The following is a 25,731-nucleotide window of genomic DNA, read 5'->3' as shown; positions in this document are numbered from 1 at the left end:
TAACTGGATAATAAAACTGAAATAGCAACTTTATTAAAAGTTTTATCTGATCCAAGTAGGTCAGAAATAATAGATTTACTTTCATGTGGTAAACTATGTGCTTGTGATTTACTGGAACATTTTCAATTTTCACAGCCAACGCTAAGTCATCATATGAAGTCATTAGTAGATAACGAATTAGTTATAGTAAAAAAAGACGGCAACAAACGCATGTATCAACTTAATCATGCATTTTTAGATTATATTAATCAAAACTTAGATATCATTAACACATCTGACCAACGCTGTGCATGTAAAAATATGAAGTTAGGTGAGTGTTAATGACAATTTTAGCAATTGTGATTTTTCTTTTAACTTTAACCTTTGTAATTTGGCAACCAAAAGGTTTAGATATTGGTATTACAGCTTTAATTGGAGCTGTCGTTGCGATTATTACAGGGGTCGTAAGTTTTTCAGATGTACTAGAAGTTACTGGAATTGTTTGGAATGCTACTTTAACCTTTGTAGCTGTTATTCTTATTTCATTAATATTAGATGAAATTGGATTTTTTGAATGGTCCGCGATACATATGGTCAAAGCGTCAAACGGTAACGGCTTAAAAATGTTTGTTTTTATTATGTTATTAGGGTCAGTTGTAGCAGCCTTCTTCGCAAATGATGGTGCAGCTTTAATACTGACGCCTATTGTTTTAGCAATGGTACGTAGTCTAGGTTTTGATAAAAAAGCGATATTTCCATTTATTATTGCTAGTGGTTTTATTGCAGATACCACATCATTACCACTTATTGTTAGTAATTTAGTTAATATTGTTTCTGCTGATTACTTTGATATTGGATTTGTTGAGTACTTCAGTAAAATGATTATACCTAATATATTCTCTTTAATCGCAAGTATTCTTGTCTTATGGCTTTATTTTAGAAAGTCTATCCCAGGAAAATTTGATGCAGTAAATATTAGAGAACCAAAAGAAGCGATTAAGGACAAAAAGCTTTTTAACATCTCGTGGATTGTACTCACTGTATTGCTAGTTGGTTATTTAATAAGTGAGTTTATAAATATTCCAGTATCAATTATTGCTGGTATCATTGCTTTAATATTTGTATTATTAGCACGTAAATCTAAGGCTGTTCATACGAAACAAGTAATTAAAGGTGCACCATGGAATATTGTTTTATTCTCTATTGGTATATACCTTGTGGTATTTGGTCTAAAAAATGTGGGCATTACAACGCTTCTTGGGGATGTCCTAACAAATATTTCAAGTTACGGCTTATTTAGTAGTATCATGGGCATGGGTTTTATAGCTGCATTCCTTTCATCTATTATGAACAACATGCCAACTGTTTTAATAGATGCAATAGCGATTGGTCAATCTCAAACAACAGGCATACTCAAGGAAGGTATGATTTATGCGAATGTTATCGGATCTGATTTAGGACCTAAAATAACACCCATTGGTTCGTTAGCAACACTCCTCTGGTTACATGTACTTACTCAAAAAGGTGTGAAGATTTCGTGGGGGACATACTTTAAAACTGGAATTATCATTACTATTCCAGTCCTATTTGTAACACTCTTAGGTTTATACCTTACACTAATCATATTTTAAGAAAAGAGGCTTTACTTATGGATAAGAAAACAATTTATTTTATATGTACAGGAAACTCTTGTCGTAGCCAAATGGCTGAAGGTTGGGGAAAGGAAATATTGGGTGAAGATTGGAATGTCTATTCTGCTGGTATTGAAACACATGGTGTTAATCCTAAAGCAATAGAAGCTATGAAAGAAGTAGATATTGATATATCAAACCATACGTCAGACTTGATTGATAATGATTTTTTAAAACAATCAGATTTGGTCGTGACGTTATGTAGCGATGCAGACGATAATTGCCCTATATTACCACCAAACGTTAAAAAAGAACACTGGGGCTTTGATGATCCAGCAGGTAAAGAGTGGTCAGAGTTCCAACGCGTTAGAGATGAAATTGGCAAAAAAATTAAAGAATTTAATAGCTAAGTAAAAAATTAATCAGCTAAATACAAGGAGTTTTTTATGTATAAATATATAAATATATTTTTTGTTGCATTAAAACTTGGATTACTATCATTTGGAGGACCAACTGCCCACTTAGGTTATTTTTATGATGAGTATGTTAAGAAAAGAAAATGGCTTGATGAAAAAGAATACTCAGATTTAGTAGCGCTATGCCAGTTTTTACCTGGACCTGCAAGCAGCCAAGTTGGTATTGGTATAGGAACTATTAGAGGAGGAATTCTGGGAGGAATTATTTCTTTTATTGGTTTTACACTTCCTTCTGTGATTATACTTATGGTTTTTTCAGCATTAATTATTAACAATGATTCTAGTTTAACTTGGATGCAAGGATTAAAACTAGTAGCTGTTGCCATTGTTGCCCAAGCCGTAATAGGTATGGGTAAAAAATTAACAAATACTAAAAGTACCATTACATTGGCATTATTTGTTCTTATATTATCTCTAACAATTGATAATCTTTACATTCAAGTAATCGCATTATCTATTACTGGTATATATGGTCTTATCTTTTTAAAAGAAACCTCTACAGACATAAATAATTTAAGAGTGAAGACATTTAAATTACCTAAAATGTTAGGGTTTATTTCAATTTCATTATTTTTTTTACTATTAATTGTATTACCTATAGTTAGTTCTATGACGAATAATTTATGGCTTAGAATGTTCGATAGTTTTTATAGATCTGGTTCTTTAGTGTTTGGAGGTGGTCATGTCGTATTACCTTTATTAGAAAATGAATTTGTACCACAAGGTTTAATATCACCTGATAGCTTCATAACGGGTTATGCTGCTGCTCAAGCTGTACCTGGACCATTATTTACGTTCGCTTCATATATTGGCATGTCTATAGAAGGTATTGGAGGAGGAATTTTGGCTACTGTCGCTATATTCCTACCAGCATTTCTATTATTATTTGGAGTGTTACCATTTTGGGATGATATTAAATCTAACACTTATGCTGAAGGTTTTTTAAAAGGTATAAGCGCGGGTGTAGTCGGTATTCTTATCGCTGCATTTTATAATCCGATTTGGGCTTCAACTATTAAATCAGAATTAGACTTTGTTCTAGCTAGCTCATTATTCGTATTCCTGGTGTATTATAAATTACCTTCCTGGTCTATTGTACTAATAGGCATTATAATAGGTATAATGTTTTACTAATCTTTCTCGTTCATAATCAAAGAATAAATTTTATAAGTATAGTTATTAAAGTAACCATTATAAATTAAAATAATTGATTTCGTGTAATTATAGTACTTTATCTCAATGTAAAAGATAGTAAAAAACCATTAATTATGTAGTGAGCCCAAAAAGTAAAACTTTTTGGGCTCACTACATTTCCACTAGAAAAGGTTTTATATTAATTTTATAAATCTATTGCTATTATGACTAATTAGGAATCATATCTATATTTCTTTTAAACTTCTATTTATTCTAAATAAACTTGGTGGTATTATAATATCTGATTGTCTTACAATAACAATTTGATATGACTACTCACTTTTCCACATCTTTAAATTATTTTAATGATTCTGGGAAATCTTGATAGCCTTCTCTAATATTCACGACATTTTCATAGCCTTTGTTTTCTAATATACCCACTGCTATTGAGCTTCTAACACCTGACTCACAATGTACGTATATTTTATCCTCTTTATTAAATGGAATATTTTCATTTAATAATTTACCATGCGGAATATTGACTGCTTGATCTAAGTGCCCATTATTCCACTCTTCTTCATTACGTACGTCAAGTATATATTCTTCTTTACCAGTCATATCAACGCTATGGATGGATTGGGTTAAAATTTCTGATTTTGGTAAACGATAACCTGCTACATTATCAAAGCCAATTAATTGTAAAGTATGTGTTGCTTGCTCAACGGTAGATTTATCACCAATTAAATCTATACTGTTTTCATAGTCTAAATACCAACCGATTTGGTTAATGAAGTTTTTGTTGTAAGGAATATTGATTGTACCTTCAGTATGACCGCCATGAAAGGCTTCTTTACTACGAAGATCAAAGGCTATTCTTGCATTATCTAAACTAGGAAAAACGTCGTATGGTTGATACATGTTCATACCAAACTGATTAATTTTTTTCATCTGTGCAAAGTGATGGGGTGGCGCTGGTTGATTTGATGTTAATGTTTCAACAAATTTAGATTCATCTGTTACATTAAATGCCCAGTTATTAATTTTTTCGTAACCTAGCGTAGACATTGGTATGGCACCTAATGCTTTACCACAAGGACTTCCAGCACCGTGTCCAGGCCATATTTGAATATAATCTGGTAAATCTTTAACACCTTCTATAGAATGATACATCTGTTTTGCACCAATCTCTGTAGTACCTTCCATTTGTACTGATTTTTCTAGTAAATCAGGTCTACCGATATCACCAACAAAAATAAAGTCACCACTAAATAAACCCATTGGAACACTTGAGCCGCCACCTTCATCTATGAGTAAGAAACTAATACTCTCTGGGGTATGACCAGGTGTATGCAAGACTTCTAATTTAATATTACCTACTTGAATAATATCTTGATTTTTAACAAAATTTGTATGTTCCGGCATATTTTTATAACTTAATTGATCATCACCTTCGCCAGATACATATATATTGGCGTTTAAACGTTCTGCCACGTCCCGAATTCCAGAAGCAAAATCAGCGTGAATATGTGTTTCTGCAGCTTGTGTAATTTTAAAACCTTCGCTATCTGCAACTTCCATATATTTTGTTAAATCACGAACAGGATCAATTACTATTGCCTCTCCTGTACGTTGACAGCCAACTAAATAAGATGCTTGAGATAAATGATTATCGTAAAATTGTTTAAAAAACATGTTGAAACTCCTTTTTTAATAGATTTAATTAGATGAATAAATTATGATTCGCATTTTCTGTATCACCAATATAAGTACCTACGCCCCCGTACTCAACTTCGTCTCTGAGCTCTTCTTTCTGAATGCCCATAACATCCATACTCATCGTACAAGCGATTAATTTGATATCTTGGTCGATTGCTTGGTCAATGAGTGACGGTAAGGAATCAACATTTTTCTTTTTCATTACGTAGCGCATCATGATATTACCTAAACCAAACATATTCATTTTAGATAGCGGCATGCGTACAGGTGTTTTTGGCAACATCAAGTCAAACATTTTTGCGATACCTTGCTTTTTAACATGAACGGATTGGTTCTTTTTCAACGCGTTGAGTCCCCAAAAAGTAAAGAAAATAGTTACGTCTCTGCCTGCAGCCTTAGCGCCATTCGCAATAATCATTGCTGCCACTGCTTTATCTAACTCACCACTAAATAGTACAATTGTCGTACCTTTGGCAGTATGGTTCACTTCCAAGTCTTTTGGTTTTTCTTTTTGAATAATGGCATTAATTCCATTATTACTTTCATCCAGTTTAACTAACGTATGTCCTGTTTGTTTGACCCAGCTTTTAATGTCACTAAAGAACCCAGGATCTGTAACTGTAACCTCGATTTGCTCGCCTACTTCGATATTTTTCACTTCTTTACTGATGTTTACAATTGGACCTGGACATTGAAGACCACTATAGTTAAATTGTTTACGCTCTGCTTTAATTGCTACATTAGTATTTTCTTCTAATGTATTATCATCGTCGTTTTTTGCTTCATACGCTTTATAGCCACCGTCTAAATTAACAATGTCGTAGCCTTGTTCAGCTAAATATTCGCTCGCTTTAGCACTTCTGGTACCACTTTTACAGTGTACAAAATAGGTTGTGTTTTTATCTTTATTGAACGATTCAATCTTATCTACAGGATGTAATGTCGCACCATTTATGTGTGCAAGCTCATATTCTTCTTCTGTTCTTACGTCAATCAGTTGACCTTGTGCACCCAATTTTTCTAATTCTTGTTTACTGAATTTGTTGATATGCTTTTCGTTATATTGTTTCATAATATCCTCCTAATAAATACCTATAGGGGTATATTAACTGATTGTTTACAGCATGTCAAATACCCAACGGGGTATTTGACATTTTTGGTTCTATCTATTATTATGACTTTATTCAATTAAAAGTGGTGGGAATAACTATGCATTATGATAAAAAAATGATTAATCGTATTAATAGAATACAAGGTCAACTCAATGGAGTTATTAAAATGATGGAAGAAGAAAAAGATTGTAAAGATGTCATTACTCAAATCAGTGCATCAAAAAGTTCAATCCAACGTTTGATGGGGATTATCATTAGTGAAAATTTAATAGAATGTGTAAAAGCAGCAGAGGATAATGGTGAAAATTCTGAAGAATTGATTAATGAAGCCGTTAACTTATTGGTAAAAAGTAAATAATGGATATTTCAACTGTTATTATGATGTTACTTATAGGTGTATTCGGAGGCTTTATTTCGGGTCTAGTAGGTATCGGTGGTGCTATCATTATTTATCCAGCTATTTTATTATTACCGCCACTATTTGGTGTTCCTGCATACAGTGCATACATCGCTTCAGGACTTACTTCCAGTCAAGTCTTTTTCAGTACTTTAAGTGGGTCATTAAAAGCGCGAAAAAAAACAGAATTCTCCCCACCATTAGTTATTTATATGAGTGGAGGTATGATTACAGGGAGCATGTTAGGCGCACTCCTAGCAAATTTATTTAATGCTGAATTTGTAAATGCAATATATATTATCATTGCTTTAATCGCATTAATTTTAATGTTTATTAACGTAAAACCGAATTTAAATCAGTCTTCCTTTAACAAACCATTATTAGTTATGGTTGGTCTTTTCGTTGGTATCATTTCAGGTATAGTTGGCGCAGGCGGCGCTTTTATTATTATTCCTATATTGCTAGTTTTATTCAAATTACCAATGAATACGGTAGTTGCTAATAGTATAGTAATTGCTTTTATATCTTCAATTGGTGCCTTTATCATTAAACTTATACAAGGTTACATTCCTTTTGAAGACGCATTATTTCTAATAATAGGGAGTATTCTCTTTGCTCCCTTAGGTTTGAAATTAAGTAAAAAGATCCCTAACTTCATACAAAAATGGATCATCAGTATTTTAATCATTGTTGCAATTATTCAACTTATCTTTTAATCAATGAAATTTGTCAGGCAACTCCTGATATTTATAATTATACACACCAAAAATTAGGTATTAGTATCACAAAATAGCATTCAATAACTATGGATATCGTAAAGGGATTAGAAAAGAGAAACATAAAATCAATAATAAAGAATTCGATTATTCAAAAGACCTTTGTGACATTGTATCAAAAAAACAAAAAGCCTATCATTATCTATTTAAATCTTAGTGATAAAGTACAAGAATTAAATCGCTTTACAAGTGTCATGTTTATTATCTTTATATTATTTAACCTAAACTAAAAATCCACCCAATTAATCTTTAAATTGGGTGGATTTTCAGGATTATTTATTATATGGCTCTGCGTATTGGCTAATGATGCGGTTTTTAATTATATAATTTCAATTAATAAGGTAATGAACAGTTTTTTGATAAATGTTATTCTTCTAAAATTCTTTTTAATTTACACACTAAAAAATATCCTCCTTAACAATAATAAGTTATTTAAATTATTGATTAAGGAGGATATTTTTATATCTATTTATTTCTCAATTTAGAACTAGATTTTTATCGTGCTTTCAGCTCATTTCCTGTCATCCATTTATGATTTTTAATGATTTTACCATTATCTTTGGATTTGTAATCAACTACGTAAACAGTAGTCTTTTTCACGTTATCTATATTGGCTTTAGCACCTTTCATACCAGACATATGACTTGCTTCTAATTTAACAGTATCGCCCTTACTAAATCCATCTTTAGGTGCATCTTTAATCTCTTCGTTTACGACCCATTTATGATTGTTTACTTTTTCATTTCCATTTGTGGGTTTATAACTTACAACATAGGCATATGTTTTATACGCACCTTTTACAGTAGCTTCTGCACCTTTCATACCTGGCATATGCCCTGCTGTAATCGTTACTTTATCTCCCACTTTAAATTCACCCTCATTAGTCGATTTCATATCTTCTGGAACTTTACTTTCATCATTATGCTTCATATGGCTCTCACTTTTTTGGTCATTAGTGTCTTTATCTTTTTCATCATTATTGGAGCAAGCTGATAATATTAGTAATGATCCTAATATCATAAAAAATAATTTTTTAATCATAATAAAACTCCTATCTTTTATTTTAATTTTAATGTAAAGGCATTAATTGCAACAATAACCGTACTTAGTGACATTAAAATAGCACCTATTGCAGGTGATAAAATCAAGCCGATAAATGCTAAAATACCAGCTGCTAAAGGTACAGCAACAATATTATAACCTGCACCCCACCATAAGTTTTGCACCATTTTTCTCATAGTATTATTTGAAAGGGTCAAGAAATGAATAATATCTGATGGATTACTTTTAACAAGTATGATATCACCTGAATCCACTGCAACATCTGTGCCTGCACCAATTGCTATACCAATATCGGCTCTTATAAGACTCGGCGCATCGTTGATACCGTCTCCGACCATCATGACTTTATTACCGTCACTTTGATAATCTTTTATAATGCTTTCCTTATCTTCTGGCATGAGTTGTGCGTGGACATCACTAATACCTAATTCTTTTGCGACAGCGTGTGCCACTTCATTATTGTCACCTGTAAGCATGACTGGTGTAATATTTCTTGATAGTAAATCAGCTACCATTTGTTTTGAGCTTTCTTTAATTTGATCTCCTTGAGCAATCATGCCAATGACTTGTTGATCCTCAATTAAATAACTGATTGAATTACCTTGTTGAGCTAACTTAGTAAACAAGTCATCGTCATAATTAAGTTTATGTTTATCAAGATAAGAGACATTTGTTATTTTATATGTTTTATTATCAATTAGACCTTCTAATCCGACACCTGGAATATTATTAACGTCTTGTGGATTAGTAAATGAAACATTTTTACTTTTCGCAAAATCAACAATACTTATAGCTAATGGGTGATTAGATTGACTTTCTAATGAGGCGAAAAGGCTTAATATTGTATCATTACTCAAATCATTTTTAAAGCTCTCATAATGATTCACAGAAAAGTTACCCTCAGTTAAAGTACCAGTTTTATCCATCATTACATAATCGATATGTTGAGCTATTTCTACAGACTCTCTATTTTTAATAATTAAACCATTATGTGCACCAATTGAAGTAGAACGTGCAGTGACTAAAGGTATTGCCAAGCCTAAAGCATGTGGACAAGCAATGACTAACACAGTTACAAGACGTTCTAATGCAAAATCAACATCATTTTGAATGAGCATCCAGACAATAAAAGAAATCACGCCAACACTTACAGCAAAGTAGAATAAATAACCCGCTACTTTATCAGATAACAATTCAGCACTAGATTTATCACTTTGTGCTTGATTAACAAGTCCCATAACTTGAGAAAGATATCCATCTTCTCCCACAGCTGTAACCTTGAGTTGTATTGTTCCAGACCCATTAATAGAACCCCCGATGACGTTGTCATTTTGATTTTTTTGTACTTTTTTAGATTCTCCAGTGACTAGGGATTCATCTATAGATGTTTGTCCTTGAACGATAATACCATCTGTTGGAATGCTTTCTCCGGCTTTTACTTCGACGATATCATCAGTCATGATGTCTGATATTTTAACTTCTTCGCGTTGGCCATTATCCATAACTTTAATAGCACTATTAGGTAACAGTTCTGCCATTTTCTTTAAAGCATCTCCAGCATTTCCGACAGCATTCATTTCTATCCAATGTCCTAATAGCATAATTAAAATTAAGGTTGCTAATTCCCAAAAAAAGTCCATTGTATGACCAGTTGCACTACTAAAGTTATTCATATAAAAAGCATACAAGCTATAAATATAAGCTACTGAAATACCTAGGGCAACTAAGGTCATCATGCCTGGTTTTTTTGTAGCAATTTCATCTTTACCACCAGACAAGAACGGTTTACCACCATAAAAGAATAAAATTGTACTTAATATTAACACTACCCATTCAGAACCTGGAAATGTGAATTGAAAAGGTAAGTTAACACCCATCATTGGCGATAAAAGAATGATAGGTATTGCAAAAATTAATGAAACAAAAAACTTAACTTTAAAATTTCCATGATGATGTGCATGGCCACTATGATGATGATGTGAGGCATGGTTATCATGATGCATTTGATTGGAATGATTCATGTGATTTTGATGATTATGCTCTTCACCATTATTATTCAAATTAACCCCTCCTAATGAAAATGTTATAGTAAAGCTACTTATACTATAACATATACCCACCCAGGGTATAAATGTTTTCGATTTATCTACTTTTATGGATTTATATAATTCCGAAACTTATGTCTACACGTCCTACATTAGACCTTGTCATCGATATTTAAAACAATGTTTTAATTAAAAGATCTAATCTTAACTATCACATGACAATACACTCTAACCAAGGTTATCATTACCAACACAAGTCATATATTAATATTCTTAAAGAAAATAGCGCATTTCAAAGTATGCCTAGAAACGAAAATTGTCTTGATAATTATTAGAGAAGCCAGTAAATGAGTTTATAGTAAACTCATTTACTGGCCATTTTTCTAGTATTTATGCTCACTCTCTTCAAACTATATTAATCATTTTTTGATTCTCATATTCTACGCCACAATAGCTGCATTCTATTAAAGTTACTATATATTCAATCAATTTCAAAGTGAGTTATATACAACCTATTTTTTAGTTTTATTTGTGATACGCTTCCCCTTGTTAGTGATATTGCTAAAAAAATTAGTTTTCTCAGTGTATTTCAAAGAGAATCATATACTTCTATTCAAGAAAGAGCATCTATATATCAATATAGATGCTCTTATAAATCATAATTACTCTCTTATAATAATACTATTAATTTTTCATTTCACTTAAACTAAAATATATAAACACTACATCTATCTATACTATTTGGTCATTCTATGCTCAATTTCATTCACTTATCTTTTTCGTATTGTTTAAAATAAGTTTTCAAATTCCTTCACTCTATTAATTTCATATTTTTTGAAATCAAACTTTGTAGTTGGTAATTCGTTATTTATCAACCTTTTCATGCCTTGAACTAGTCCTTCTTCAGAATTTTCTACTAAAATGATATCACTATCTTTTAAAAATTGTGTAGTTGTATCAAGATTGACTGATATTACTGGTGTATTTACATACATACTTTCATATACAACTAAGCCTAGCCCCTCATAATAAGAAGACAATACAAACGCATCAACTTTACTAAGTAATAAATATGGATTGCTCATTCTGTCAAAAACAGTAATTGCATCTTTCGCACTACTTCGTCTTATCTGATTTAATGTCTTTTCTTTAATAGGACCATAAGACGAAAGTATATATAATCTAGTATTATTATCTTTCTCATATACTTTTTCAAACGCATGAATTAACCTATCATGCCCTTTTTGCTGGTCAAACCTTCCTATATTGAAAAATACTTTTATATTAGGATCTTCTATTTCCTTTAAAATTTCCATTTTCCTTAAACCAAAATCACCTTTAAATAATTCTAAAGCTTCTTTCAGAGTATATTCATCACAATCGATATAACTAGAATTCATATTTTCATAATATCGAGTAATATATTTTTGAATACTTTCATAGTGTCTTAAAAAATAATTAGTGTTTATTTCATCTCTTAGTAGTTTCACCATTAAATTGATATATCTATCTTTATCAGAAATGCTTTTTGAAAAATCTCTAATCAATTGATCTCCATATGCAACTTTTATATATGACAATTGTAATTCTTGTCTTAATTCGTTATTTTGTAATAAAATTTTCTTTTGATCTTCGCTCTTAGCATATTTAACAACAGGATTTTCTTTAAATAAAGTAATTGCCTTTTGAATCAATTCATCACTTGAAGCACTTTCATCTACAAAAGTTTCATCTAATATTTTGAATAAATCACTTTTCGAATTTTCAAAACTTCTAAAATGAAATCTAACTTTAAGAAATGTGTCTATAAAATCCTCTTTAAGAAGGTCACTTATTCTATTAACACCTAAAAAATTGTTAGCGATGGAAATGTTATCAAGTTCATAAAAAAAGTTTTCCTCAAAACCTTGCTTAAGGTGTTCATTAACTAAAACTAACTCATCAGCATGTTGCCAAGCATCTGAAACTAAATTTTTATTATAATTTTTTTTATTTTTATAATCTTCAAACATATCAGTATGTACATATATCATAGTTTTTGTACCAAAATTTTTAAGAAACACTACATACTCAGAATATTTGCTTTCAAAACCTGTATAATGGATATAATAGTCAGGGATATTATTACCAAACACTCTTCTGATTTCTCTATTCTGTATATTTGTGAGATTATCTGAAAACCCTGTCGAATTTCCTTCCATTTCATATTTCTTATGTAATTTTTTTTCATCTGCTGTTAAAATTCTTATTCCTTCTATAGGATATATTTTTACACTACTAGGAAGTGACCTTAAATTTTCTTCTCCTAATTTATTAATCGCTTTTCTCTCAAAACAAAGAATATAATTTCTTTTAGTTGTATCAATATTTTTTAATAAATTTTTTAACGCTGCTGTTATTCCTGTATCCCACATTGGTCCAACAAACATATATACATTTGGTTTCATATTGTAGTTATCAAATTGTTGAATATTTTCACTATCTTTGCTAAACAATATATGCTCAACTATTTCTTGAGACCCATTTATAGAATCTTTAGGGCTAAATTTGTCATTGAAATTTGAATATTCAACTAGTTCTTCTTTATTAATATAATCTACTAATTTGTTTATATTATCTGTGGTATAAAATGGATAATCATTAATATTTTCATACATACCCCTCATAGATAAATATTGGTTCTGTTGCAAAGTAAAAAAATATAGCTAACCACTAATTTATCATGTCAGTGTTCGCTTAACTTGCTAGCATGATGCTAATTTCGTGGCATGGCGAAAATCCGTAGATCTGAAGAGACCTGCGGTTCTTTTTATATAGAGCGTAAATACATTCAATACCTTTTAAAGTATTCTTTGCTGTATTGATACTTTGATACCTTGTCTTTCTTACTTTAATATGACGGTGATCTTGCTCAATGAGGTTATTCAGATATTTCGATGTACAATGACAGTCAGGTTTAAGTTTAAAAGCTTTAATTACTTTAGCCATTGCTACCTTCGTTGAAGGTGCCTGATCTGTAATTACCTTTTGAGGTTTACCAAATTGTTTAATGAGACGTTTGATAAACGCATATGCTGAATGATTATCTCGTTGCTTACGCAACCAAATATCTAATGTATGTCCCTCTGCATCAATGGCACGATATAAATAGCTCCATTTTCCTTTTATTTTGATGTACGTCTCATCAATACGCCATTTGTAATAAGCTTTTTTATGCTTTTTCTTCCAAATTTGATATAAAATTGGGGCATATTCTTGAACCCAACGGTAGACCGTTGAATGATGAACGTTTACACTACGTTCCCTTAATATTTCAGATATATCACGATAACTCAATGCATATCTTAGATATTAGCCAACGGCTACAGTGATAACATCCTTGTTAAATTGTTTATATCTAAAATAGTTCATATAGAAGACTCCTTTTTGTTAAAATTATACTATAAATTCAACTTTGCAACAGAACCTGATTTTAACTATTTTATTTATCTTTTTCTGTATTCGACTCATCAGCTTAAATATATCTATGCAACACGCAAAACAGCTAAAGGTAGAGGGCGCTGTGGAATATGGTGTGAAAAATTCAAAATATCTAGCCATTACGCATGTATTCATTTACATGAGTGCAGCTATAGAAACATTTATTCATAAGGATACATTTAGTCTACTTAACGGCATTGGCTTAATCATATTGATCGTCGCTTATATCATGTTATTTATAGTCATAAAGACACTAGGGCGCATTTGGACATTGAAATTATTTATACTGCCAAATCACCCTATTATCAAATCAGGATTATATAAAGTAACAAAACATCCAAACTATTTTTTAAATATCATTCCCGAATTAATCGGTGTATTGCTACTAACACATGCTACATACACAACACTCTTATTAGTTCCATATGCTTATTTCTTAATTGCACGGATTCGTCAAGAAGAGAATTTAATGAATATATATAATAAAAAGCCTACAATCACGCTACTCAGAACGCACATCTTTAAAGCAACATTTTGAAAAATGCGCTATTTAAACGTACGGACTGTAGGTTTTTAATACAAAGACGTAGATATGCCAGTGATAAGTTTCAGAATTACCATTTGCAAACTGTTCTATTAATGGTAGAGATAGGTGAGCTATTTTTTAGAGTGCTGTATGTCTTACGTCAGACAACCCTAACACTCACCTTTGTTATCTCACACTTCGTCACTCAACCTTTATATTATATAGCCAAACACATGAGTTAGGTAATTTCGTTTGTTTTAATTTGATACACATGTAAGTTATAAGCAGGTTTTGATTTACAGCTTGAAAGATGAGCAAACATAAATTTAGAACACCTTCACTTTATAATGAAGTGTGCTCCGAAGTGTTTTAACAATCTCATTTTCTTATCTATGACTTAAGTTAGTTTAAACCAAAATAATCTTCTTTTGTCACTGTACTTTGTTAAAATTTAGAATCTAAATTATTTTTTCTAAAGTAAATCTTGAAATCTATCTTAATCAAAAATAACTTTTCAATACTTCGTTCGTTGAAATAATAAATTTCATCCTCCACAACACCGACATAATACTTACAAGTAGAATAATCAAACATATTTCAACATAACAACGGTCTTATACCTTTAAAAAACTCTTCTTTTACTTTTATAGAATCAAGTATTGTATACGTTTCTAGTATTCACTCAACTTGTTCATTTTTTGTCTTTATGTCTCACTATCGCACATATCTCCCTTATTCAATTAAATCGCACCTCCTTCCTATTTCCTATAAAAAACACCCCGTAACATTAGATATTCTAACTAATGCTACGAGGTGCACACATCATGTCATTATTTCGTGACATATAATTCTATTTTTAAAATACTTATCTATTTAAATGTAAATTTTTAGAAGTTTCACGACGTGTTTCTCTCATTAATTTTTCGTCATTAATTAATGAACGACCGTATGTTGGTACCATTTCTTTAACAACAGGTTCCCATGCTTCTTTGTCATCAGCAAAGTTTTTCTCTAAAACTTCTAATACAACTGATAATGATGTTGAAGCCCCTGGAGATTCACCTAATAATGCAATCATAGAATTGTCGTCTGAATTGACAACTTCAGTACCAAATACTACGAAACCTTTACCGTATTGTTCACTATCTTTGATTACTTGAACACGTTTACCAGCAGTATAAAGTTCCCAATCTTCATCTTTAGCATCAGGAATAAATGTTCTTAAATAGTTCATACAACCTTCTTTAGTTTTGATCATTTGATCAATTGAATATTTAATTAAAGGTACATTTTTAACCGCTGAAGCCAACATTGTAGTAATGTTATATGGTTTGATTGATTCGAATAAGTCTAAATTTGAGCCGAATTTCAAGAATTTAGGGCCGATATTCGCATATGGACCAAATAATAATGTTTGTTTACCATTGATATAACGTGTATCAAGGTGTGGTACAGTCATTGGTGGCTTACCTTGAGGTTCTTTACTGTAAACTTTAGCCGCATGTTGTTTAATAATATCTGGATTTGTACATCTTAAGAATTGACCACTGATTGGGAAACCACCTAGGTGTTCTCTTTGTTTAACGCCAGATTTTTGTAATAACGGAATAGAGTGACCACCAGCACCAATAAACACTTTATCTGCAATTTTTGTTACTTTTTCTTTCGTTTCTCTATTTTCAACGACAACTTCCCATTTGCCATCTTCTCTTTGTGTTAAATCTACAACATCGTGATTATATTTTAATGAAACGTTAGATTTTTGTTCTAAGTAATGTGCTAGCTTACGCGTTAACGCACCGTAGTTCACATCTGTACCTTCATCAATTTTACTTGCTGCCATTTGATGTCCTGGCTCACGGTTTTCCATCATTAATGGCATCCATTTTCTCATTGTTTCCATGTCTTCTGTATATTCAATATTATCGAACATTGGAATTGTTCTAAGTGTTTCATAACGTTTTCTTAAAAAGTTAACGTTTGTAGGTCCCATTACGAAACTAATATGCGGTAATGGTTGAATAAATTCTTCAGGATTAGAAATATCTCCATTTTTAACTAAATTACCCCAGAATTGTCGAGATAATTCAAATTGCTCGTTAATTTCTTGTGCTTTAGACGCATCAATTGAACCATCATCTTGTACAACTGTATAATTTAATTCACATAATGCCGCATGTCCTGTACCAGCGTTATTATTTTCATTTGAACTTTCAATACCAGCGCCCTCTAGTCTTTCAAACATATCGATATGCCAGTTAGGACTTACTTTTGAAAGCATTGTCGCTACTGACGTACCAATAATTCCTGCACCTACAACAACGATGTTTTTATGATTTGCTTCACTCATGTGCATGTTCCTTTCTAAATTTATATATTAAAATAGTACATATTTGGACCGTACCACTTTAAACATATATTAAACAAATAAGCGCAAAAGTCTCACTAATCATTTATTTAAAAGTTGTAGTCAGCTATGTGAGTTTTATGGTAATATCATCATGCGTAAAAATACGAGATTATTATCATAAAGAAGGTTTAAATAAACCATGAAAGAAAATTTTTGGAGTACATTGCCACGTCCGTTTTTTATTTTGGCACCTATGGAAGACGTGACAGATATTGTCTTTCGGCATGTTGTCAGTGAAGCTGCGAGACCAGATGTATTTTTCACTGAATTTACCAATACTGAAAGTTACTGCCACCCTGAAGGTATTCATAGTGTGCGCGGACGCTTAACTTTTAGTGACGACGAACAGCCAATGGTAGCGCATATCTGGGGCGATAAACCAGAACAGTTCCGAGAAATGAGTATCGGCTTAGCGGAAATGGGCTTTAAAGGTATAGATTTAAATATGGGGTGTCCTGTTGCAAATGTTGCGAAAAAAGGTAAAGTGTCCGGCTTAATTTTACGACCTGAAACGGCAGCCGAAATCATTCAAGCTTCTAAAGCGGGTGGTCTACCGGTCAGTGTAAAAACACGTTTAGGTTATTACGATATCGATGAATGGCGAAACTGGTTAAAACACGTCTTCAAACAAGATATCGCAAATTTATCCATTCATCTACGTACCCGTAAAGAGATGAGTAAAGCAGATGCACACTGGGAATTAATCGAAGCTATCAAAACGTTACGTGATGAAATTGCGCCAAATACACTATTAACTATCAATGGTGATATCCCCGATAGACAAACTGGTCTAGAACTCGCAAATAAATATGGTATTGACGGCATTATGATTGGTAGAGGTATCCTCCATAACCCATTCGCATTTGAAAAGGAACCACGCGAACATTCAAGTAAAGAATTATTAGATTTATTACGCTTACATCTCTCTTTATTTGAAAAATATGATAAAGATGAAGCCCGACAGTTCAAAAGTTTACGCAGATTCTTCAAAATCTACGTACGTGGCATTAGAGGCGCTAGCGAACTCCGCCATCAGTTAATGAACACCCAATCCATTACCGAAGCAAGAGCACTACTCGATACTTTTGAAGCACGTATGGATGCACGCTCAGAAGTATAAGCATGGAATTTGATAAGCATAATCAACAATAAATGAACCTCCCCCTGTTGAGTCAGAGGGAAGTTTTTAATATAGAGTTAAAAATCCTGAACAATTTATGTAAGTGAAATGAAAATAAGTTTTAGACTGATCATTTAAACATATAATGGGCCGAAAAGTAAATGAGCAAACTTTTAAATATAGTCCATGTTTTTTATACAAAATATAGAATGATGAACATATATTGAACATTATGAGTTTCAAGTTAAACTGAACAATATTATGATAAATTAAATATAAGAAGCAAATATTTCATTAAAAATAAGGTGCATATCGATGGAGAAAATCTTAGATCACGAAAAAATAATATAGCAACTATTGCAAAAAATAAATTTTGGGTCAATAACCACGCCCACATTTTAAGTGTAAAAGAAAACTTTAATATTTATTATATTTTATATTTAATTAACTCAATGGATATTAGTGGTTACTTAACAGGGACAGTGCAGCCAAAATTAAGTAAAAAAAATTTAGAGTCAGTTATTTTAAACATCCCAGAAAAAAATATCCAAGATAAAATTGGAGATTTAATAGTAAATATTGAAAATAAAATAAATACAAATGATAAATTAATAGCAAACCTTGAAGAACTGTCACAAACTCTATTCAAACGCTGGTTTGTAGATTTTGAATTTCCAGATAAAAATGGTAATCCTTATAAATCTAGCGGTGGAGAAATGATTGATAGTGAGTTAGGTAAGATACCAGACAGTTGGAAAATCTATAAATTAAAAGATATAGCAAGTCATAAAAAGGAAACTTTTAATCCTAAAAAGAGTGAAGAAGTAACAGTTAAACATTTTAGTTTACCTGCTTATGATAATGAAGAACAAGCTATAGAAGAAGAAGTCAATAAAATAAAAAGTAATAAATGGATTATTAATAACAATTGCGTATTATTTTCAAAAATGAATCCTAATACTAAAAGGATTTGGTTACCTGTAATAGATAATAAAAAATTAAATGTTGCTTCATCAGAATTTGTTGTAATGGAATCTCCTAATAATAAGATTAATTCATTCATATATAATATATGTCTTAATTCTCAATTTATAGATTATTTAAAAGCTAATACTACCGGTTCAACAAATAGTAGACAGAGAGTAAAACCAACAATAGCTGTTAATTATAAATTAGCAGTTGAAGATAGTATTGTAAAAAAATACTCTAAAATAATCATTCCATATATGGAAGAAATGAAAATATTAAGATCAGAAATTGGTAAATTAACTCAATTACGAGATACTCTTCTTCCTAAACTCATGTCTGGAGAATTAGAAATACCTGATGATATGGAGGTGAATAATGATGAACTTTCAATTTAATGAAGATGATTTAGAACAAGTCGTATTAGAATGGTTACAATCACTAGGCTACGATTATAAAAAAGGTAATGAGATTAGTATGACAGGTCTAGCGCCAGAACGTAAAAGTGATAAAGAGGTTGTCCTTCATGAACGTTTAGAGAAAGCATTAAGAAAAATCAACTCAGACATCCATCCTCGTTTTATTGAAAAAGCGATACATGAATTAATTTTAGAGAAGTCGCCCAATCTTTTAGAAAATAACCTTACCTTTCATGAAAATTTGATTAATGGTATTGAAATCGAAGACTATGATGACGAAGGACAATCGGTAGTAGAAATTGTTAAAATTGTTGATTTTGAACATCCACAAAACAATGATTTTTTAGCAGTCAATCAATTCACTGTCGTTAATGGAGACTATACAAAACGTCCCGATATTGTACTCTTTATCAATGGGTTACCTATCGTTGTCATTGAACTTAAAAATTCAACCAATGAAACTGTAGGCGTCGAAGACGGTTATCATCAATTAGAAACGTATAAGATGCGTATTCCACAATTATTTACATTTAATGAAGTGCTTGTTACAAGTTATGGTATTAATACAAAGGCGGGTTCCCTAACCGCAAATTATGATCGTTTTATGACTTGGCGTTCTAAAGATGGAGAAATGGAATCTTCGTCAAGTTTATCTAGCTTAGACATACTCATACATGGCATGTTGAATCCAGAAACTTTACTTGATTTAATTCGATATTTTGTCTTATTCCAAGATGATGACAAAGGACATATCAGTAAAATTCTAGCAGCGTATCATCAATACTATGCCGTTAATAAAGCGGTTGACAGAGCTTTATTAGCTTCATCTGGGCAAGGCGATGGAAAAGGAGGCGTTATTTGGCATACCCAAGGGTCTGGTAAAAGTTTAACTATGGTCTTTTTCTCTGGAAAATTATTTCAAATGCTTAATAATCCTACCTTAGTCGTCGTAACAGATCGTAATGACTTAGATAACCAACTGTACAGTACGTTTGTTAAATCGAAAGGTCGATCTGGTAAAGAATTATTAAGACAAACACCAAAACAAGCTGAAACACGTAAAGAATTAAAATCATTATTATCTGTTGAGTCGGGCGGTATTGTATTTACAACAATGCAAAAGTTTGAACCAGAACAAAATGAAACGACCATGGCTGCTCTAACAGAACGTAAAAATGTGATTGTCATGGCAGATGAAGCACATCGTACACAATATGGCTTTAATGCAAAGTATGATGATAAAGGTGAAGGCATTAAATATGGTTATGCTAAATATTTAAGAGATGCTTTACCGAATGCAACATTCGTTGGATTTACGGGTACACCTGTAGCTTCAACGGATAAAAATACGCAAATGGTCTTTGGAAACTATATCGATGTTTATGATATGACACAAGCCGTCGCTGATGGAATTACGGTTAAAATTTATTATGAAAGTCGTGTAATTCCATTAAATTTACCTCAAAATTTAGACTTAGATGAAGCATATAATGAGATTACAGAAGATCAAGAAGAGGATATAAAACAACGCTTAAAATCAAAATGGTCACGAATTGAAGCCTTAGCAGGCGTAAAACCTCGTGTTGAAGCCTTAGCCAAAGACATCATCCAACATTTTGAAACACGTCAGCAAGCGATGAAAAGTAAAGGAATGATTGTGACTATGAGTCGTCGAATTGCTGTTGATTTATATGATGAAATCGTTCGTCTAAAACCAGAATGGCATTCAGATGATGATGATAAAGGAGTCATTAAAGTGGTAATGACGGGTTCATCTAGTGATCCAGCTTCTTTCCAAAGACATATTGGTCCCAAAAACGTCGTAATGTGTTAGAAAAACGTATGAAAGATGTGAATGATGAATTACAACTTGTGATTGTTCGAGATATGTGGCTCACAGGGTTTGATGTCCCTTCTATGCATACGATGTATATTGATAAACCGATGAAAGGACATAATTTGATGCAAGCAATTGCTCGAGTTAATCGAGTGTTTAAAGATAAACCGGGTGGTTTAATTGTCGATTATGTAGGTATCGCTGAAAGTTTAAAAGAGGCACTTAAAGAATATACAGAATCTGATCAAGCTCAAACGGCAATAGATACGGATAAAGCGGTTGAATTGATGTTATTGAAGTATGATGTAATTCAAGATATGTTATATAATCTTGATTATTCTAAATTTAATTCAGATAAAAAATCTGAACGTTATTATACAATATCGAATACGATGGATTATGTAATTAGTTTAGGTGAAGATGAACGTCAACGTTTTATTAAAACAGTCACAGAATTAGGGAAAGCTTTTGCTCTTTGTGCGACTGAACCCACAGCCCAAGAACTCAACGATGAGATTGCCTTCTTTAAAGCAGTTAAAGCTGGACTTGTTAAATTATTAAAACCGCCAAAAGAAGGAAAAACACGTAAAACGCCTGCAGAAGTTGAAGCAGAAATTAATCAACTTGTGTCACAATCTGTTGTGACTGAAGATGTCATTGACGTTTATCAAACGCTAGGTCTTGAACAACCCGATTTATCAATCCTATCAGATGATTTCTTAAAAGATGTCGAAGGATTGAAACAAAAAAATGTAGCGGTAGAATTATTAAATCGATTACTCAAAGGGCAAGTCAAATCATTAATGAAAACGAATGCGACAGTGTCTAAGCGTTTCTCTGAGATGTTAGGAAATTCGATTAATAAATATAATAGCCGTTCTATTGAAACATCAAAAGTGATTGAAGAACTCATTCAACTCGCTAAAGATATTAAACAAGAACAACAACGAGGAAATGAATTAGGTTTAAATTCAGATGAAATCGCATTTTATGATGCTTTAGTTTCACATGAAACAGCGAAAAAAGCGATGGAAGATAAAGAACTACGTGCGATTGCTCATGAGCTAACTAAAACAGTGAAAGAAAATATGAGTGTTGATTGGTCTAAACGTGATAGCGCAAAAGCTAAAATGCGCGTAGCTGTTAGACGATTGCTTAAAAAATATGGCTATCCACCAGATTTACAAAAAATGGCTGTAGAGCAAATCGTAGAACAAGCAGAGCTTATGGCGAGTAACCAATAAAAAAATAAACTAAAAGAGCATCCCTCACCGCAAAGTGAAGGGTGCTCTAGTTTTATTGAAATATGCATTTCACTTTGTTAAATAGTGATTAATAATATTTTGAAAATCATTGTTAAGTACCGTTGTTATAGAGTCATCATTCATAAAATCATCATAGATTTTATCAAGTATTTCCTCGTCATCAATCGCTGTGAAATGATGTACTAAACCTTTTACTATTGATACATAATTTTGTGATGCTAAACAACTAGCAATCGTTTTCCAATCTGACTGTGTAGTGTCATCGTTCATAGATAATCCTCCTTTATTTTAGTGTCCATTTTTGACGCGCTTTAGGATTGAGTGGATGCATGACTTCATCTGTTACTGGATTAATGAGCTTTTTTACTTTCTTTTTATGAGGTTTTAACATTTCCATCACTTGCTCAACACGTTCGACAACAACGGGTCGCTTCGCATAAGCACCATAGGCTAAAATCACTGTGTCACTTTCACTAATCGCTTTCATCAAGTGGATGTCTGTGTGTTTATCATAAGGTTCTTTAATATGTTTAAGGTTCTCTGGTGTTTTAATATTAGAGAATAGATTCACTAGATATACAGCGCCATATTGTTCAGAATTAGCTAATTGGTTGAGTATAAGAACAGTAGTAAGATCGAGTGATAATACACCATCTAAATGAGGATACATCGTTATCACTGTACAAACAGATTTCTTTTCATCCCAAGTCTTTTTGAGTAAGTAGCGGTGTTTTTCATCATCGCTAAATATAGCTTCTGTGTGTATCGTACTTTTGGTTGTATTCATCAACGTCACTCCTTTTAGTATTCTTCTGGTAAAAGCATTACATAATAAAAAACGTCTACATCATCTTCTCGGATGACGTAGACTTTCTTAGGTAATGCATTTTGACTTTTTACATAGTTTGTATAGTGATATTCCAATTTGTATAGTGGCTGTTCTTGTTCATGTGTAATTGACAACATATTATCATCTTCTTGTAGTTTGAAAATGTGTAGGTAATCGGTATGAGGCTGGTTATCTTTTTCTTCTACCATGTGCCAAAGTAATATTTGAAGGTCTAGAGATAAATGTTCACTAACACCTCTTGTAATATATCGATTGATTTTCATACTATTTTCCTCCGTTTTGCTTTTCTTTCATGATGTCGATGATTTCGTTGATGACTGTTACGGATAATTGGGCAGCCTTGATCCAGTTCATATTACTTCCCTCCTTTTGGCAATAAGTAGCGTTCATCAATAATAATTTGATGAGTATCATTTAAAAATATAAAGTCTAAATCAAAATTATCTAAATAACCTATTGCTACTAATTCCTTATCTAGATAACATAAAAAAGGATAAATGCTGATTTCATGTAATTCATCATTGTAATAGGTAAAAGTATTTAAAATTTTATGTTTAAGTGGACTATTTTCAATATATTTTTCAGGTAATACATCTTCAGCCACCGCGTCTACGATTTCACAAGCCCAAGTTTCTTGATGATTTAATTGAAATCGTTCAGTAATATACGTTTTAAGTTGTTTGCTTAGCGTCATTATAATAACCTCCTAATGTGTTTGATTGATGTATGCATGTGTTACATCATTTAGATAATATATATTTGATTTTTATTTCATTTCTCTCACTTTTGTCACTAAAAGCTAAGTGGTAAAAGTGGTAATTTGGTCGATAAAATAATTGTTTCGACCGTCTATTTCGAATTGGAATTTGGGCATAAAAAAAGACCCCCAATCTTTTTTCAAAGATTGAGGGATAAGACTTTCATCAATTTTATATCGTACCACTTTCACTTGTTTATCTTTCGTAATTTCAATCGAGTCAATTAACATTTTCATAAGTTGATTTTTAGCTTCGGGTGTGGCTTTTCTAAGATATACACTGAATCGTGTTATCATCAAAATGAGTCGTCCTTTTAACTTATCAAAATTGGGTATATCATCCTGGGATTGATTTGCTTGTTGCGCTTCTTTAATTTGTTGATCTAATGCTTCTAACTGCTCGTTCATTCGACTTTGTTTATCTTTCAATATGTCGCTATCTATTTCCTCATCCAAATACAAATCTAATAATCGTTCTTGTTGTGATTTAAGCTTAGCTTTTTGTTTTTCTAAGCTATCAGTGTCATATTTTATTTCTGCTTGATGACTATGCTTTTGTTTCAGTTCTTCGATCACATTTGACGCAATCTGCTTAATAATATCTGGTTGAGACAGAATACGATTCAAATGAACATTAATTACACGCTCGACGACTTCTGCATTGATGGAATTACTGTGACATGCAGAACTCCCTGAACGATTGAATAAGGAACAAATGTAATAGCGTTTGATTGTCCGTTCTTTTGACTTTTTCGTTTTATAATAAGTCCGTCGACATACCATATTATTGCCACACTCTGGACATTTAATGAGCCCACGAAGGTAGAAATCTCCACCAATAGGTCTACCTGGTTTAAAACTTTTAGAGGCTAATTTCTCATGAACTTGATCAAATATAGCTTCACTTATAATGGCTTCATGTTTCCCTTTGACCAATATCACATCATTTTTATCACTTTTACCACTTCTTCGCTGAACAGCCCAATTTTGATGGTTATTGAATCTGACATAGCCTTTATAGACTGGATTATTCAAAATATATTTAACCCCATACACTGAAAATGGCTTTTGATTAATGGTACGATACCCCTTTTGATTCAGTACGGTTGTAATAGCTTTGAGTCCTTTATTATGATTCAAGTATAAATCGAAGATTTCACGTACGATATTAGCTTCATTTTCATCAATAACTAAATCATTTTTCTGTGTCAGTGGGTTAAGTGATAATTTGTAGCCGAGCACTCGACCAGTTATTGCTTCTCCACTACGTGCTTTGGCATTCATGGACATTTTGACGTTACTGATAAGTGTTGAACGCTCGATGGATCCTATTAATCCAAACATTGTAACGAGTACTTCTCCAGAGGCATTGGATGTATCAATATTCTCAGAAATCGATTTATACCCTACGCCATGTTCTTTGAATTCATGAATGATATTAAACACATCTCTCATTGATCGTGAGATACGATTCAATTTCCAACTTAACACCATTTCGATTTTATTATCCTTAACATCTTGTAATAGGCGTTTCATTGCTGGTCGACCTTCAATATTTTTACCTGATATACCAGAATCGATATAAGTTTCATAGTCATAACCTGGATAATTTTTCACAACTTCTTTGATGAGCACTTGTTCTTGTTCATGAATTGAATATCCACGTTCTGACTGTTCAGATGTACTTACACGTGAATACAGTGCAATTTTCTTACTCATAACGTATCGCTCCTTTTATTAGATTATTGTTACAGACCATCGGTCTTGTAACAT

At 32.0% G+C, this 25,731-nt stretch carries 19 protein-coding genes and 4 pseudogenes; 10 read left to right on the top strand and 13 right to left on the bottom strand.

Annotated features, from left to right (window positions below):
• Positions 1 to 3: 3 nt before the first annotated feature.
• The 4 genes from NST87_RS00430 to chrA are packed head-to-tail and all read left to right on the top strand — an operon-like array spanning position 4 to position 3,220.
• Positions 4 to 321 carry an ArsR/SmtB family transcription factor gene (locus NST87_RS00430; RefSeq protein WP_340721768.1) on the top strand — a complete coding sequence of 106 codons (318 nt, stop codon included), beginning with the start codon at positions 4 to 6 and terminating at the stop codon, positions 319 to 321.
• Entirely contained in the window at positions 321 to 1,610 is a 1,290-nt protein-coding gene (gene arsB / locus NST87_RS00425; RefSeq protein WP_340721153.1) for an arsenite efflux transporter membrane subunit ArsB, read from the top strand. The genes NST87_RS00430 and arsB overlap by 1 nt, the downstream gene beginning before the upstream one ends.
• 17 nt (positions 1,611 to 1,627) lie before the next feature.
• Positions 1,628 to 2,020: an arsenate reductase (thioredoxin) gene (arsC, locus tag NST87_RS00420; protein WP_019468543.1), complete on the top strand. Its 393-nt coding sequence runs from the start codon at positions 1,628 to 1,630 to the stop codon at positions 2,018 to 2,020.
• Positions 2,021 to 2,056: 36 nt separating this feature from the next.
• Entirely contained in the window at positions 2,057 to 3,220 is a 1,164-nt protein-coding gene (chrA, locus tag NST87_RS00415; protein ID WP_019468542.1) for a chromate efflux transporter, read from the top strand.
• A 357-nt stretch (positions 3,221 to 3,577) separates the two neighbouring features.
• Here the strand turns inward: chrA and cstB are convergent, their stop codons facing one another.
• Entirely contained in the window at positions 3,578 to 4,912 is a 1,335-nt protein-coding gene (cstB, locus tag NST87_RS00410; protein WP_019468541.1) for a persulfide dioxygenase-sulfurtransferase CstB, read from the bottom strand.
• Between the two features lie 28 nt (positions 4,913 to 4,940).
• Positions 4,941 to 6,008 carry a persulfide response sulfurtransferase CstA gene (gene cstA, locus NST87_RS00405; RefSeq protein WP_019468540.1) on the bottom strand — a complete coding sequence of 356 codons (1,068 nt, stop codon included), beginning with the start codon at positions 6,006 to 6,008 and terminating at the stop codon, positions 4,941 to 4,943.
• Positions 6,009 to 6,145: 137 nt separating this feature from the next.
• Here cstA and cstR point away from each other — a divergent pair, with 137 nt between their 5' ends.
• Positions 6,146 to 6,406: a persulfide-sensing transcriptional repressor CstR gene (gene cstR, locus NST87_RS00400; RefSeq protein WP_019468539.1), complete on the top strand. Its 261-nt coding sequence runs from the start codon at positions 6,146 to 6,148 to the stop codon at positions 6,404 to 6,406.
• Positions 6,406 to 7,161 carry a sulfite exporter TauE/SafE family protein gene (locus NST87_RS00395; RefSeq protein ID WP_064263695.1) on the top strand — a complete coding sequence of 252 codons (756 nt, stop codon included), beginning with the start codon at positions 6,406 to 6,408 and terminating at the stop codon, positions 7,159 to 7,161. Before cstR ends, NST87_RS00395 begins: the two co-directional genes overlap by 1 nt.
• 555 nt (positions 7,162 to 7,716) lie before the next feature.
• On the opposite strand, the gene NST87_RS00390 is transcribed toward NST87_RS00395, so the two are convergent.
• The 4 genes and pseudogenes from NST87_RS00390 to NST87_RS00370 all read right to left on the bottom strand — a co-directional run bounded on the left by NST87_RS00390 (position 7,717) and on the right by NST87_RS00370 (position 13,739).
• Positions 7,717 to 8,262 (bottom strand): YdhK family protein, encoded by a 546-nt coding sequence (locus tag NST87_RS00390; protein ID WP_340721152.1) that lies wholly within the window; start codon positions 8,260 to 8,262, stop codon positions 7,717 to 7,719.
• A 17-nt stretch (positions 8,263 to 8,279) separates the two neighbouring features.
• Positions 8,280 to 10,343, bottom strand: coding sequence for a heavy metal translocating P-type ATPase (locus NST87_RS00385; RefSeq protein WP_340721150.1), 2,064 nt, complete (start codon positions 10,341 to 10,343; stop codon positions 8,280 to 8,282).
• 773 nt (positions 10,344 to 11,116) lie between these two features.
• A complete protein-coding gene (locus tag NST87_RS00375; protein WP_340721149.1) occupies positions 11,117 to 12,985 on the bottom strand; it encodes a glycosyltransferase in 1,869 nt (622 codons plus the stop codon).
• A 79-nt stretch (positions 12,986 to 13,064) separates the two neighbouring features.
• Positions 13,065 to 13,739, bottom strand: a pseudogene (locus tag NST87_RS00370) (IS6-like element IS257 family transposase).
• Between the two features lie 55 nt (positions 13,740 to 13,794).
• Between NST87_RS00370 and NST87_RS00365 the strand changes: the two are divergent.
• On the top strand, positions 13,795 to 14,346 hold the full coding sequence (locus NST87_RS00365) for an isoprenylcysteine carboxyl methyltransferase family protein (RefSeq protein WP_052437226.1): 552 nt from the start codon (positions 13,795 to 13,797) through the stop codon (positions 14,344 to 14,346).
• 503 nt (positions 14,347 to 14,849) lie between these two features.
• On the opposite strand, the pseudogene NST87_RS00360 reads toward NST87_RS00365, so the two are convergent.
• Positions 14,850 to 14,928, bottom strand: a pseudogene (locus tag NST87_RS00360) (DUF4176 domain-containing protein); the annotation flags it as partial.
• Positions 14,929 to 15,199: 271 nt separating this feature from the next.
• On the bottom strand, positions 15,200 to 16,684 hold the full coding sequence (gene lqo, locus NST87_RS00355) for an L-lactate dehydrogenase (quinone) (protein WP_340721148.1): 1,485 nt from the start codon (positions 16,682 to 16,684) through the stop codon (positions 15,200 to 15,202).
• A 199-nt stretch (positions 16,685 to 16,883) separates the two neighbouring features.
• On the opposite strand from lqo, the gene NST87_RS00350 reads away from it, so the two are divergent.
• From NST87_RS00350 to NST87_RS00340, 3 genes and pseudogenes are all read left to right on the top strand, one after another.
• Positions 16,884 to 17,864: a tRNA dihydrouridine synthase gene (locus NST87_RS00350; protein ID WP_340721147.1), complete on the top strand. Its 981-nt coding sequence runs from the start codon at positions 16,884 to 16,886 to the stop codon at positions 17,862 to 17,864.
• 413 nt (positions 17,865 to 18,277) lie between these two features.
• Positions 18,278 to 19,228 (top strand): annotated as a pseudogene (locus NST87_RS00345) (restriction endonuclease subunit S); the annotation flags it as partial.
• Positions 19,212 to 22,330, top strand: a pseudogene (locus NST87_RS00340) (type I restriction endonuclease subunit R). The pseudogenes NST87_RS00345 and NST87_RS00340, both read left to right, overlap by 17 nt.
• Positions 22,331 to 22,399: 69 nt before the next feature.
• On the opposite strand, the gene NST87_RS00335 reads toward NST87_RS00340, so the two are convergent.
• The 5 genes from NST87_RS00335 to ccrC form a co-directional block, all read right to left on the bottom strand.
• Positions 22,400 to 22,621, bottom strand: coding sequence for a hypothetical protein (locus NST87_RS00335; RefSeq protein ID WP_040030487.1), 222 nt, complete (start codon positions 22,619 to 22,621; stop codon positions 22,400 to 22,402).
• Between the two features lie 13 nt (positions 22,622 to 22,634).
• Positions 22,635 to 23,138: a DUF1643 domain-containing protein gene (locus NST87_RS00330; protein ID WP_040030486.1), complete on the bottom strand. Its 504-nt coding sequence runs from the start codon at positions 23,136 to 23,138 to the stop codon at positions 22,635 to 22,637.
• A 14-nt stretch (positions 23,139 to 23,152) separates the two neighbouring features.
• Entirely contained in the window at positions 23,153 to 23,464 is a 312-nt protein-coding gene (locus NST87_RS00325; RefSeq protein ID WP_040030485.1) for a DUF960 family protein, read from the bottom strand.
• A 92-nt stretch (positions 23,465 to 23,556) separates the two neighbouring features.
• A complete protein-coding gene (locus NST87_RS00320) occupies positions 23,557 to 23,895 on the bottom strand; it encodes an SAUGI family uracil-DNA glycosylase inhibitor (protein ID WP_040030484.1) in 339 nt (112 codons plus the stop codon).
• 105 nt (positions 23,896 to 24,000) lie between these two features.
• On the bottom strand, positions 24,001 to 25,677 hold the full coding sequence (ccrC, locus tag NST87_RS00315; RefSeq protein ID WP_040030483.1) for a cassette chromosome recombinase CcrC: 1,677 nt from the start codon (positions 25,675 to 25,677) through the stop codon (positions 24,001 to 24,003).
• Positions 25,678 to 25,731: the final 54 nt, after the last annotated feature.

Origin of the sequence: Staphylococcus sp. FSL W8-0271 (assembly GCF_038006605.1) — a bacterium.
Lineage (GTDB): Bacteria > Bacillota > Bacilli > Staphylococcales > Staphylococcaceae > Staphylococcus > Staphylococcus cohnii.
The sequence above is the reverse complement of the archived record's forward strand: the minus strand, read 5'-3'. Positions and strand labels throughout refer to the sequence as shown.